This is a genomic window from Candidatus Photobacterium acropomis, from assembly GCF_030685555.1.
GTDB lineage: Bacteria > Pseudomonadota > Gammaproteobacteria > Enterobacterales > Vibrionaceae > Photobacterium > Photobacterium lucens.
In genome coordinates, this window is record NZ_CP131609.1 from 1298552 (window position 1) to 1311508 (window position 12957).

Genomic DNA, 12957 nt, shown 5'->3' on the forward strand with positions numbered 1-12957 from the left:
CTGTATGTCTTTACAAGAAGTTCATATTTCCAGCCTTGTGGTGCATGTCAAACCTGCATATTTACAAGAGATAAAGCAACAGATTTTAGCAATGCCGAATACTGAAATTCCCGGCGACAGTGAAGAAGGGAAGATCATCGTAGTTCTTGAAACAGCAAACCAAGGCTACGTGACCGACACCATAGATAAAATCAATAACTTAGAAAATGTGTTAACCACTTTTTTGGTGTATCACCAAATTGAGCACTTTGAGACGCAACCTGAGGGCAACTCATGAAGATGACAAGACGTGCATTTGTTAAAGCAAATGCTGCCGCATCAGCCGCGGCTGTTGCAGGTATTACCTTACCCGCTTCAGCAACTAACTTAATTGTTAGTTCTGATGAAACAAAAATTAAATGGGATAAAGCGCCTTGTCGTTTTTGTGGTACTGGCTGTTCTGTTTTGGTGGGTACCCAAAATGGTCGCGTTGTTGCTACTCAAGGTGATCCTAAAGCACCAGTAAATAAAGGTCTTAACTGTATCAAAGGTTATTTCCTTTCAAAAATTATGTACGGCAAAGATCGCCTACAAACGCCAATGCTTCGTATGAAGAACGGTCAGTACGATAAAGAAGGTGAGTTTACTTCAGTATCGTGGGATACCGCGTTTGATGTAATGGCTGATAAGTGGAAAGCGGCACTGAAGAAACAAGGTCCATCGGGGGTGGGCATGTTTGGTTCAGGTCAGTGGACGGTGATGGAAGGTTATGCCGCGTCAAAAATGATGAAGGCAGGTTTCCGTTCTAACAATATCGATCCAAATGCTCGCCACTGTATGGCATCAGCGGTGGTGGGTTTTATGCGTACCTTTGGTATTGATGAGCCAATGGGATGTTATGACGATCTAGAACATGCTGATGTGTTCGTTCTATGGGGTTCAAACATGGCAGAAATGCACCCTGTATTATGGACGCGTATGACGGATCGCCGTTTAAGTCATCCTCATGTTAAAGTGAATGTCCTTTCTACCTATCAGCATCGCTCATTTGAATTGGCTGATAACGGCATGATCTTTAAACCGCAAACTGACTTAGCTATTGCCAACTTTATTGCGAATTACATTATTCAAAACGATGCGGTTAACTGGGACTTTGTGAATAAGCACACCCACTTCAAACGCGCACAAACAGATATCGGTTATGGTCTACGTGACGATAACCCACTACAACAAAAAGCTGCACATCCAAACTCTGGTGATATGTTCCCAATGACATTTGAGGAATATAAAGCCTCTGTAGCGGAATACACCGTAGAAAAAGCATCAGAAATGTCAGGTGTGGCACCTGAAAAACTGATTGAGCTTGCGAAATATTATGCAGATCCAAAACTAAAAGTGATGTCACTTTGGACGATGGGGATGAACCAACATACCCGTGGTGTTTGGATGCAAAGCTTGGTTTATAACCTGCACCTACTAACTGGTAAAATTGCAACGCCGGGTAATAGTCCATTTTCACTAACGGGTCAGCCATCAGCATGTGGTACCGCCCGTGAAGTGGGCACGTTTGCTCACCGTCTTCCTGCAGATATGGTTGTTGCTAACCCGAAACACCGTGAAATTGCAGAAAAGATTTGGAAACTACCAGAAGGTACGATCCCACCTAAGCCGGGCTATCACGCGGTATTACATGATCGCATGTTAAAAGACGGCAAGTTAAATGCGTACTGGGTGATGTGTAATAACAATATGCAAGCAGGACCTAACATCAATGGTGAACGTTTACCGGGTTATCGCAATCCTGAAAACTTCATTGTATGTTCTGATCCGTACCCAACGGTAACAGCGCAAGCTGCTGATTTGATTTTACCAACCGCAATGTGGGTGGAAAAAGAAGGGGCTTACGGTAACGCTGAGCGTCGTACCCAAGCTTGGTATCAACAGGTTGAAGCACCGGGTGAGTCGAAATCGGATCTATGGCAAATCATGGAATTCTCTAAGCGCTTCAAAGTAGAAGAAGTGTGGGGTGAAGAATTACTGGCTAAGATGCCAGAGTACCGTGGCAAAACCATGTATGACATCCTGTTCCGCAATGGCCAAGTTGATAAATTCCCATTAACGGAAACTCAACCGTTAAATGACGATGCGCAAGCGCAAGGTTTCTATGTTCAAAAAGGCTTGTTTGAAGAATATGCGTCATTTGGTCGTGGTAAAGCCCATGATTTAGCACCGTATGATACTTACCATCAAGTACGAGGCTTACGTTGGCCTGTGGTTGATGGCAAAGAAACGTTATGGCGCTTTAAAGAAGGCTCAGATCCTTACGCGAAAAAAGGGTCTGATTGGGATTTCTACGGTAAACCTGATGGTAAAGCGTGGATTATTTCAGCGCCTTACGAAGCCCCGCCGGAAGTGCCTGATAACGAATACGATATGTGGTTATGTACTGGACGTGTATTAGAGCACTGGCATACAGGTACCATGACTCGCCGTGTACCTGAGCTGTATAAAGCGGTTCCTGATGCGCTGTGTTATTTACACCCAGAAGATGCCAAGAAACGCGGTTTACGCCGTGGTGATGAAGTGAATGTCGCTTCTCGTCGTGGTGAAATTCGCTGCCGTGTTGAAACACGTGGTCGTAACCGTCCACCGGTTGGACTGGCATTTGTTCCATTCTTTGATGCACGTATTTTGGTCAATAAACTGATCCTTGATGCGACTGATCCGCTATCAAAGCAGACCGATTTTAAAAAGTGCCCAATTAAAATCAGCAAGGTTTAACCCTGCCTATGGCGAGTGCATCAACCACTCGCCTCATTTCAGAATTAGCCTGTTGGCGGAGAACATCATGAAAAGAATCTTATTGGCTGTATTAGCGGTGAGTGCATTAATGGCTGGGGTTGTACAAAGCGAAGAGTCAACACCAGCGAAACCTGTGTCAGAAGCGATAGCAAAAACTAAACTACTCAATCCAGGTGGTATTGGTGGCCTTGAATCATTACGTGGTTCAGCAGAGTTAGAAGACACTCGTCCTGCCGATCCAATGAAGCATTATCCGAAAGATCAAGGTGTGATTGATAACGATTATGTGTATCAGCCACCATTGATCCCACACACGATCCGTAATTACGAAGTGTCACTAAATGCAAACAAATGTCTTGCTTGTCATAGCTGGAAAAATGCCAAAGAGATGGGCGCAACCAAAATCAGTGTAACGCACTATGTGTCACCGCAAGAAGGACAGGTGCTATCCGATGTATCACCAAGTCGTTACTTCTGTCAGCAGTGTCACGTACCACAAGCAGATGCTAAGCCATTAGTAGAAAATGACTTCAAACGTGTTAGTGCATTGCAGTAACCAAAGTAAGGGATGATATATGAAGTTATTAAAAACGTTTTGGTTACGCTTAAAAACACCGAGTAAAGTGGCTGTGGGTTTAGTGTTATTCATGGGTTTTATTGGCGGCTTATTGTTTTGGGGCGCATTTAATACCGCGATGGAAAAGACCAATACCGAAGAGTTCTGTGCTGGTTGTCACGCACCAATTGTTGAAGAAATTCAAGAAACGATCCACTTTTCTAATCGTTCTGGTGTTCGTGCTATTTGTTCGGATTGTCACGTTCCTCATAATTGGACAGACAAGATCGTTCGTAAAGTACAGGCATCAAAAGAAATTGTGGCTCACTTGATGGGAACGATTGATACCCCTGAAAAATTTGCAGAGCGCCGGGGGCATTTAGCTGAACGAGAATGGAAGCGAATGAAGGACAATAACTCACAAGAATGCCGTAATTGTCACGAGTTCAATTATATGGATTTCTCAGAGCAAGCGCCTCGTAGTGCTAAGCTACACTCAACAGCATTAGCATCAGGGGATAAAACTTGTGTAGATTGTCACAAAGGCATCGCACATAAACTCCCTGATATGAAAAATATTGAAGGCTGGCAATAAACCTAAGGAGAGACGATGAGCACACTTGAATCGGTGATCTGGCATATATTGGGTTACGCAGCGATGCCAGTGATTATTTTATCTGGGTTTGTTGCAGTTGCTGCTATTTGTATTTGGCTGTTATCACTCGGTAAAGATAAAAACATTACTAAGTAATGTAATGACATTAATGAACACTAGAGTAAGCCACCTTTAGCTGATACCTAAAGGTGGCTTTTTCTTTTTTGTGGTTTGCCATTGTTGGTAACTGATCACCAGCATTGTGCCCCAAACAAGATAAAGAGGTAGCCACTCAAACACAAGATGGGTTAATGCTAGCGACTGTTTTAAGTTCGTCGCTAGCTCAACTATATGTAATAGGAGGGTGATGGTTAAACCAAGCTGACTGAATAATTTAAAACTGTTTTTATTCATAATGGGTAATTTTCAAAAGAATTTCACTCAATATAAATACAAATGAGAATTAATATCAATTGTTATTTTTGATTAAACCATCTTGAATGAGTCGCTCGCGCAACATTTCAGCACGTTTTCTATTTACCCCAAAATCATAATAGCCAATACGTGAGGCTGAACGCACATCGAGATGATTTCCTGTTTGTGTGATTTCCAGATCATCGACGAAACGAAAGACTTTGCTGGTGGCTTCAATATGCAAATAGTGGGTTGCTTGATCTGCTAGTTTAGTGCCCGGCAATGTTAACGCTGCTTGCTTTATTGCCGCCCAATCGTGCATGCCTTTTGGTGTAAGTACAAACGGAGAAAGCGTAAAGTCATGACGCTTATCAAGGGTCGAAACACAATTGGGTTTATCACCACAAGGAAGCGCAATTTGGCTCATCCAAACGTCTGTGCCTCTATCACTACAACCAGTTAGTAATAGTGCGAATAAAATAAGAGGAGAGCGAAAACGAACCATCAGCAATACCTTTATATTAAAGTGTTGGCAGTAGTAGGTAAGCCAGAAAACCTATCCAAGAAAGTGCTAATAACCCCCATGCTAATTTGCTTTGTTGGTAAATCGTCTCTGTGACGACTTCAGGTACATTATCCGCATCATTTGAGGCTTTAGTACGCGCTATTTTTTTCTTTAATTTATCTTGCTCACGGGCTTTGGCTTTTTGTTGTTTTTTATATTGCTCAATACCTTTTTGGATCCCAAGCGCAATCAGCCTTGTTTGTTCTTTGGTTTGCCCTTCTTTTTGGGTTCCTTTAGCGATACGCATTGCTTCTGCTTGAGTTTCTGGTGAAGGTGTTGATTGCTTTCGGTTTGCCATCATTGCGTCCCTGATAAATAGAATCTGTTTGATGATTATATCTCAGAAATAGCCTTGATGATGTCGCAGAGACTAAATCGCCACAAGAGTTGGTTTTTATCTTACTGATTACGTAGGAAAATTTCAGAAATCGGTAAATGGATTGTTAACACTGTTTTATACGTGTAACATTATGTTTTTAAAGAATTTAGTTATACCTTTTAATATCTGTGATCTATGTATAAAAAACGCTGTTTTTGTTTCTTTTAGATCAAAAACTGTGATGTTTACGGCATTATAAAAAACTGAAAAGTGCGTTTCAGCACAAAACGCCGTCCTTATTATTCAAAAATCGAAAGAATAGATTAGAGTCGTTTGTGAACTACAGAGATGTTTATTAAGCTCTGATCTAAATTTCATTGGATAGTACTTTGAGGGAAGTGACTTGTTATATCCGATAGATGCTTATGATCAGCATGGACAATTAAAAATTAATAAGATGCTGTGGTTCGTGTTGCTCTTTAATGCTAAAGCTTGGTTAGTGTTTGTTATGGCGGGAGTAAGCAGAACACAAGGGGGAGAACTTCTTGAGCTTATTTACCCAATCCGTGAAACCTTATACCTCGGTATGGCAATTGGTAGCCCAGCTATTCTTTTAATGTGGTTATCAGGACAACGAAATAAAAATAACAAATTAATAAATTTTCTGTGGCGGCAGGGAAAGAGCACATTACTCGCTGCTTACAGTATTGATATTTTAATGCAAATACATCACTTAGTTATCAGTCATGGTGCGTTTAGCTGGATTCGAGCCATAACCTTGCTGTTAACCACGTGGCTTGGACTTTACCTTCTACGAAGCTCACGGGTAAGGGATTTATTTGCAGATTAGCCTGTGAAGGGGAAGTGTAATGAATGATTTCGGTCGAGGACAATTACTACTAAGTACGTTGCTAAGCCCGCTAGCGATGGCGGATTGGCTACTTGATGTTAGCTTTGAGCTGAGTAGTTGCTGTAAATCAAAACAGACAGTGAACACCTCACTATCATTATTACCGGGTGAAGAAACCGTATTCTTTAATGGCTTAAGTCAAAGTCAGCATCACTTATGTCGTGAAGTGGTAGGTAGCGCACAATTACTTGATGTTTCTCCTGATGAAGTAAAAATTGCTTTTCAAATTCAAGAGCGTCTTGATGATGGTGGTTGGCGTACTATCTTAGCGAAAACCTTATCGACAGGTCTTAACATGCCAATTCTGTTTGAAACGGAAGATTGTGAATTAGAAGAGCGTGTTAAATTGCAAGTTGAAGTGATGACTGCATAATTACTGCATTTCCTTTTACCTCATAAATAAACAATAACGCCTTCTTTTATAAGAAGGCGTTATTGTTTTTAGGGGCTAATAACTACGCACATTCGTGTAAAAATATGCAAAAAATATCACTGATGTATCAGGATCAAATGATTTACTAATTTATATCGTTATAATTACTTTTCATTCTTGATTAGAAGTCCTGTTAGGAGAAGACACCTATGAGTATTGCCCAACCAGCAATCGTTCCAGATCGCGGCGCTTTTGCCCTTTATGTTGTAATGAATGTTGTTGGTAATAAGCAAAATGTTATTGCTCAATGCCAGTCTATTCATCAATTGCTTGCTGATTTGAATGCAGAACAGCAAGACGCCAAACTTCATGCCAGCGTTGCTTTCGGTAAAGCATTTTGGGAGTCTTTGGGTCAGCAAAGCCCTGCTGAATTAACAGAGTTTCGTCAGTTAGGTAAGGGTGATACCGTTGCACCAGCCACTGGTGGTGATGTGCTATTACATATCCACTCTAATCGTCATGATCTTAACTTCTACGCATTCCGCGTCTTTTTCGAAAAAATGGCACAAGATGTAGAAGTATTAGATGAAACATACGGTTTCCAATACTTAGATCATCGTGACATGACAGATTTCATCGATGGTACTGAGAACCCACAAACAGCAGAAGATCGTGCTAACGTGGGTGTGATTGCAGAAGGTGAGTTTACTGGTGGTAGTTATGTAATGGTACAGCGCTATGTTCATAACCTACCAGCATGGCATCGTTTGAATGTTCAAGCTCAAGAGAAAGTGATTGGCCGTACGAAAGTTGATTCTGTAGAGCTAGAAGATGTTCCAGCTGCATCACACGTAGGCCGTGTTGATATTAAAGAAAATGGTAAAGGCTTAAAGATCTTACGTCACAGCTTGCCATATGGCTCTGTAACTGCTGATCACGGCTTATTATTCATTGCATACTGTCATCGTCAACATCACTTTGATGCGCAGCTTGAAAGCATGTTTGGTGAAACCGATGGTAAGACAGATCAGATGCTACGTTTCTCAAAACCTGTAACGGGCGCATACTTCTTTGCACCATCAATGGCAATGTTAAACGGCTTATAATGATCCGCTGATTATTTGAATAAAAGCTCGCTACAAATATTGTTTGTAGCGAGCTTTTTTATTGGCTCTGATAAACAAAAAGCGCTACCGAAGAAGCGCTTTTTATCAGCTATAAAACTGAGCTTATTTCTTAACGCGTAGAACTGGTGTTTCACCAACGTTTACTGCGCCAGAAAGCTTAGTTAGCTCTTTGATCTCGTCCATGTTAGAGATAACAACTGGAGTCAGAGTTGACTTAGCTTTCTCTTCTAGTAGTGCAAGATCGAATTCGATGATAGTGTCGCCAACTTTAACAGTTTGGCCTTCTTCAGCGATGCGAGTGAAACCTTCGCCTTTAAGTTCAACAGTATCAATACCGAAGTGAACGAAAAGTTCGATGCCATCGTCAGACTCAATAGAGAAAGCGTGGTTAGTTTCAAAGATCTTACCGATAGTACCGTTTACTGGTGCAACCATTTTGTTGCCAGCTGGTTTGATAGCAATACCGTCACCAACGATTTTTTCAGCAAATACTACATCTGGCACATCTTCGATGTTAACGATTTCGCCAGAAAGAGGTGCGATGATTTCAATTGCACCAGCTTCATTGCTGTCGTCAGAAACCAGTTTCTTCAATTTGTCAAACAGACCCATATCGATGCTCCTAAGCGTTGTTATATTATCTGCAGCTATTAATTAGCAGATGGTCTTTTCTGCGATGAATTTTTCTACGTGCTCTTCGATTTCAGCAGCAGTAGGTAGAGACAATGCGTGCTCTGCCATAGCTTTAACATCAGCGAAGTTAGCGTTACGGATAACTTTCTTGATGCGAGGGATAGAAATCGCACTCATGCTGAACTCGTCAAGACCCATACCTAAAAGCAGTAGAGTTGCACGTTCGTCGCCAGCAAGCTCACCACACATACCTGTCCACTTACCTTCAGCGTGAGAAGCATCAATTACTTGCTTGATCACTGTAAGTACAGCAGGAGATAGCGGGTTGTAAAGATGAGAAATCAGCTCATTACCGCGGTCAACTGCTAGAGTATACTGGGTTAAGTCGTTGGTACCAATACTAAAGAAAGAAACTTCTTTCGCTAGATGGTGTGCAATAGCTGCAGCTGCTGGTGTTTCAACCATAACACCGATTTCGATGTTAGCGTCAAAAGCCAAGCCTTCAGCAGTTAATTCTGCTTTAAACTCTTCAATAGCAGCTTTAAGTGTGCGAACTTCTTCAACCGAGATAATCATCGGGAACATGATACGGATCTTACCGTGTGCAGATGCACGAAGAATAGCACGGAATTGATCACGTAGGATTTCACGACGGTCAAGGCTGATACGAATCGCACGCCAACCCAAGAATGGGTTCATTTCTTTTGGTAGATCTAGGTATGGAAGATCTTTATCACCACCGATATCCATAGTACGGATAATCACTGGCTCACCGTGCATTGCTTCTGCTACTTCTTTGTACGCTTGGTATTGCTCTTCTTCTGTAGGTAGAGCATCGCGATCCATGAACAGGAACTCAGTACGGTATAGACCTACGCCTTCACCACCATTACGGTTTACGCCGTCACAGTCTTTAACTGTACCGATGTTACCGCAAACTTCTACTTGCTTGCCATCAAGCGTAATTGCAGGAAGATCTTTTAGCTTAGCTAGTTCTTCTTGCTCAGCTTTGTGTGCTTCGCTGATAGCTTTGAATTTGTTTAGTTCATCATCAGTTGGGTTGATAACAATCTGGTTGTTGATTGCATCAAGCACTAGCATATCGCCAGATTTAACTTTTGATGTGATATCGTTTGTACCCACAATCGCTGGGATCTCAAGAGAGCGAGCCATGATTGAAGTATGTGATGTACGACCACCGATATCAGTGATAAAACCACGAACGTAATCAAGGTTGATTTGTGCAGTTTCAGAAGGTGTTAAGTCGTTAGCAACTAGGATCACTTCTTCGTTGATTGCACTTAGGTTGATCACGTTGATGCCTAATGCATTTTTAATGAAACGGCTACCGATATCACGGATATCTGCAGCACGTTCTTTAAGGTACTCGTCATCTAAAGACTCAAGCGTTTGTGCTTGCTCTTCGATCACTGAGTAAATCGCATAGTCAGCCGATGTTTTGTCTTTAATAAGGGCTATGATTTCTTCTTCTAGCTCCTCATCTTCAAGCAACATGATGTGACCTTCAAAGATCGCTTCTTTCTCTTCACCAAAAGTGACTCGTGCTTTTTCTTTGATTACTTCTAGTTGCTCAGACGATTTCTTTCGAGCGTCGAAGAAACGTTGAATTTCGTTATCGATTTGGTCTGCAGAGATTGGTGTTTTGTTTAGAACAATCTCTTCTTCTTGCAATAGTAGTGCTTTAGCAAAAGCAATACCTGGAGATGCCAAGATACCTGAAATCATAGCTTTACCTTTAATTAACTAAAAACTGAAAACTCGTTTGTATATAAACGTAGCTTAGATTTCGCGGAACATTGCAACTGGAGAACCGTCGTGATCTTCTTTCAGCTGAATTAGAGCATCAACAGCTTCTTGAGCTTGTGCACCTTCACCAGAAATAGTGATTTGTGCGCCTTTGATTAGGCCAAGAGTTTGAAGCTTGAATAGGCTTTTAGCACTTGCGCTCTTACCGTTAGCAGTTACAGTCACATCTGCATCGAATGATTTAGCTTCTTTAACGAACTGAGCCGCTGGACGAGTGTGTAAACCATTTGGTGCTGTGATTTCAACTTGCTTCTGATACATAATTCACCCCGATAGATATAGTATTTTATTTAATATTTACTTTATTTATAACAAGCATAAGTTTATCGCTTTGCTTGTATTGCTGCAGTATAAACTACCTAATAGCATCATGTCTTAGCTTTAATCCAAGTCAAAGTTTTTTGAGAAACTTGCTAGTAAGCGACAAATGCGCAGTTTTTGCTCCTTTATTTCGGAGCTTAAAATAAAGCGTGCGAGTTTTATATTAAAGCTCAGTTCAAAATGCAACAAAAAAGCCCACGAAGGGGCTTTTTTCACGTTTATATCCCGATTAAACATCGGAAAATGTGATCACTGTTGTGTTTCTTTTTCTGTGAAAATGCCTGCAAATAGTGCTGTCGATAGGTAACGCTCACCAGAGCTTGGTAGTACAACAACAATATTTTTATCTGCAAATTCAGGGCGAGCCGCAATATTATTAGCCGCGACCACTGCAGCGCCTGATGAGATACCTGCAAGAATACCTTCTTCTTCCATTAGGCGGCGTGCCATTTCAATTGCATCATCAGAGCTTACTTTTTGAACTTCATCAATCAGTTCAAGATCAAGGTTGCCAGGGATGAAGCCTGCACCAATACCTTGGATCTTATGAGGTGCAGGTTGAACCGTATCACCATTTAGGGTTTGAGTGATCACTGGTGATTCTAAAGGCTCAACTGCAACTGTCGTGATTGCTTTGCCTTTTTGTTGCTTAATAAAGCGACTTACACCTGTTAACGTACCACCTGTACCTACACCTGATACAAATACATCAATCTCACCGTCTGTTGCATCCCAGATCTCAGGCCCTGTTGTTTTTTCGTGGATAGCAGGGTTTGCAGGGTTATTAAATTGCTGTAACAGAAGGTACTTGCTTGGATCTGAATTTACAATCTCTTCGGCCTTATCAATAGCACCTTTCATACCTTTAGGCGCTTCTGTTAGTACTAAGTTTGCGCCCAGTGCTTTTAGTAGCTTACGACGCTCAAGACTCATGCTTTCAGGCATCGTTAGGGTTAACTTATAACCACGAGCCGCTGCAACGAAAGCCAGAGCAACGCCGGTATTACCACTGGTCGGCTCAACTAGCTCAATACCTTCTTTTAATAGACCTTTTTTCTCAGCATCCCAAATCATATTGGCACCAATACGACATTTAACGCTAAAACTTGGGTTACGCGCCTCAACTTTTGCGAGAACTTTGCCATTGCTGACACGGTTAAGACGTACTAGTGGAGTATTACCAATGGTTAGCGAGTTATCTTCGTAAATCTTGCTCATGCTTCGTTCCTTCGTGACACGTTAAAAGTAATATAAATTAAGCATATACTGGATAAGTTATTTGAAAAGTAATAAATGGTTATATCTTATTGTTATCAATATGTGAATTGTATTAAATTAAAGATATATAGCGGGAGGAAAAGCGTCAAGCGCCTAATTTACAAATATCTTTTACTTGAAAAAGGATAATAAAGAGGAATTTATTGGTTGTGATAAAAAATAAAAAAGAGCACAAAAATGTGCTCTTTGGATTAATTGAGAGAATGCTATTTGTTAGTAACGTTTGAATTGATCACGATAATGATCAATCCACATCACGGTTGCACCACAAACGGCAACAGGCATTACCAATAAGTTAATAATTGGTGTCATAGTGAAGAACATCACGACAGCGCCAAAGCTAAGCGCACGCCCACGATTTTCTTTTAGTGCATCTCTCATTTCAATGAACGGCACTTTGTGGTTGTCAAAAGGGTAATCCACGTATTGAATGGTCATCATCCACGCACTAAATAAGAACCAAAGCACAGGTGCGAGGGTTTGACCAATGGCTGGGATCCACATTAGGATCAATAAGCCGATCGCTTTCGGTAAATAGTACTTTAATTTTGTCCATTCCCGTCCCATGGTACGAGGCAGATCTTTAATTAGGGCTTTGAAGCCATCCTCTGGTGGAGTTTGTCCAGTCAATTTAGCTTCAAGGTACTCAGCTAACAGCCCATTAAATGGTGCTGCTATCCAGTTGGCAATGGTGCTAAAGAAATAGGAAAACGTCACTAAAGCTGCAATAGCAATAAGCGGCCATAATACATAAGACAACCATTCCAGCCAGCTTGGTAAATAACTAAGCCAACCATCAATCCAGCCACTTAAATGTGTCAACAAGGTTGCAAATGCACCACCTAATAAAAGGATGTTGATGAGTAGTGGAATGATAACGAAACGACGGATCCCCGGTTGGGTCACCAATTTTAACCCTTGAAAAAAGTAGCCAGCACCGCTGGTTGTTGATTTGATGACATGCTGTTGTGACATTCATTTCTCCTTAACGGCTCTTCCTTGATTGCTCTATTGTCGAAATAAGGAAGAGGATATAGGCAGCATGTTAACGGGCGAGATAGGATGGAATCAAATTTGAATATGGTTGTCACAGTTTTGACACACCACGAAATACTTTCATTCATAATGAAAAGTGGTGTAAAAGTGTGCAAAACTCACGTTGTAAAGACTATCTTGTCTGAATAGCGATATTCAACTTCTCATTCTCATTTGAGTTTTGGTACAGTAAGTCATCGGCGAGAAATTCTAACTAGAGATT

Annotated in this window: 16 protein-coding genes; 8 read left to right on the forward strand and 8 right to left on the reverse strand. The window is 41.3% G+C overall.

Translation table 11 applies throughout. The features are described 5' to 3' along the window. Positions 1–4: 4 nt before the first annotated feature. The 5 genes from Q7657_RS13030 (at position 5) to Q7657_RS13050 (ending at position 4088) form a co-directional block, all read left to right on the forward strand. Positions 5–277, forward strand: a complete 273-nt coding sequence (locus Q7657_RS13030; protein WP_053988574.1) for a chaperone NapD — start codon at positions 5–7, stop codon at positions 275–277. Continuing rightward, a complete protein-coding gene (napA, locus tag Q7657_RS13035) occupies positions 274–2760 on the forward strand; it encodes a periplasmic nitrate reductase subunit alpha (RefSeq protein WP_107164859.1) in 2487 nt (828 codons plus the stop codon). The genes Q7657_RS13030 and napA overlap by 4 nt, the downstream gene beginning before the upstream one ends. Positions 2761–2827: 67 nt before the next feature. Further along, positions 2828–3337, forward strand: a complete 510-nt coding sequence (locus Q7657_RS13040) for a nitrate reductase cytochrome c-type subunit (protein WP_161118749.1) — start codon at positions 2828–2830, stop codon at positions 3335–3337. Between the two features lie 19 nt (positions 3338–3356). Next, the gene (locus Q7657_RS13045) at positions 3357–3932 is read left to right on the forward strand and encodes a NapC/NirT family cytochrome c (RefSeq protein WP_008986397.1); all 576 of its coding nucleotides are present in this window, start codon (positions 3357–3359) and stop codon (positions 3930–3932) included. Positions 3933–3947: 15 nt separating this feature from the next. Then, positions 3948–4088 (forward strand): TIGR02808 family protein, encoded by a 141-nt coding sequence (locus tag Q7657_RS13050; protein ID WP_081001685.1) that lies wholly within the window; start codon positions 3948–3950, stop codon positions 4086–4088. Positions 4089–4124: 36 nt separating this feature from the next. Here Q7657_RS13050 and Q7657_RS13055 read toward each other — a convergent pair whose 3' ends face one another. The 3 genes from Q7657_RS13055 to Q7657_RS13065 are packed head-to-tail and all read right to left on the reverse strand — an operon-like array spanning position 4125 to position 5209. Then, positions 4125–4346, reverse strand: coding sequence for a hypothetical protein (locus Q7657_RS13055; RefSeq protein WP_107164860.1), 222 nt, complete (start codon positions 4344–4346; stop codon positions 4125–4127). Positions 4347–4401: 55 nt separating this feature from the next. Then, complete coding sequence (locus tag Q7657_RS13060; RefSeq protein ID WP_107164861.1) at positions 4402–4851, reverse strand: DUF1499 domain-containing protein; 450 nt, start codon at positions 4849–4851, stop codon at positions 4402–4404. A gap of 16 nt (positions 4852–4867) precedes the next feature. Further along, positions 4868–5209, reverse strand: coding sequence for a DUF2956 domain-containing protein (locus tag Q7657_RS13065; RefSeq protein ID WP_053988570.1), 342 nt, complete (start codon positions 5207–5209; stop codon positions 4868–4870). Between the two features lie 424 nt (positions 5210–5633). On the opposite strand from Q7657_RS13065, the gene Q7657_RS13070 reads away from it, so the two are divergent. The 3 genes from Q7657_RS13070 (at position 5634) to Q7657_RS13080 (ending at position 7619) form a co-directional block, all read left to right on the forward strand. After that, the gene (locus tag Q7657_RS13070) at positions 5634–6080 is read left to right on the forward strand and encodes a DUF2919 domain-containing protein (protein ID WP_107164862.1); all 447 of its coding nucleotides are present in this window, start codon (positions 5634–5636) and stop codon (positions 6078–6080) included. 19 nt (positions 6081–6099) lie between these two features. After that, the gene (locus Q7657_RS13075; protein ID WP_107164863.1) at positions 6100–6513 is read left to right on the forward strand and encodes a hypothetical protein; all 414 of its coding nucleotides are present in this window, start codon (positions 6100–6102) and stop codon (positions 6511–6513) included. Between the two features lie 209 nt (positions 6514–6722). Further along, positions 6723–7619, forward strand: coding sequence for a Dyp-type peroxidase (locus Q7657_RS13080; RefSeq protein ID WP_107164864.1), 897 nt, complete (start codon positions 6723–6725; stop codon positions 7617–7619). Positions 7620–7742: 123 nt separating this feature from the next. On the opposite strand, the gene crr is transcribed toward Q7657_RS13080, so the two are convergent. The 5 genes from crr to cysZ all read right to left on the reverse strand — a co-directional run bounded on the left by crr (position 7743) and on the right by cysZ (position 12674). Beyond that, positions 7743–8252: a PTS glucose transporter subunit IIA gene (gene crr, locus Q7657_RS13085; RefSeq protein WP_008986405.1), complete on the reverse strand. Its 510-nt coding sequence runs from the start codon at positions 8250–8252 to the stop codon at positions 7743–7745. Between the two features lie 42 nt (positions 8253–8294). Beyond that, positions 8295–10019: a phosphoenolpyruvate-protein phosphotransferase PtsI gene (ptsI, locus tag Q7657_RS13090; protein WP_053988566.1), complete on the reverse strand. Its 1725-nt coding sequence runs from the start codon at positions 10017–10019 to the stop codon at positions 8295–8297. Positions 10020–10073: 54 nt separating this feature from the next. Further along, positions 10074–10361 (reverse strand): HPr family phosphocarrier protein, encoded by a 288-nt coding sequence (locus Q7657_RS13095; protein ID WP_008986407.1) that lies wholly within the window; start codon positions 10359–10361, stop codon positions 10074–10076. A 309-nt stretch (positions 10362–10670) separates the two neighbouring features. Beyond that, positions 10671–11639, reverse strand: coding sequence for a cysteine synthase A (gene cysK / locus Q7657_RS13100; RefSeq protein ID WP_053988565.1), 969 nt, complete (start codon positions 11637–11639; stop codon positions 10671–10673). A 273-nt stretch (positions 11640–11912) separates the two neighbouring features. Continuing rightward, positions 11913–12674 (reverse strand): sulfate transporter CysZ, encoded by a 762-nt coding sequence (gene cysZ, locus Q7657_RS13105; protein WP_107164865.1) that lies wholly within the window; start codon positions 12672–12674, stop codon positions 11913–11915. Positions 12675–12957: the final 283 nt, after the last annotated feature.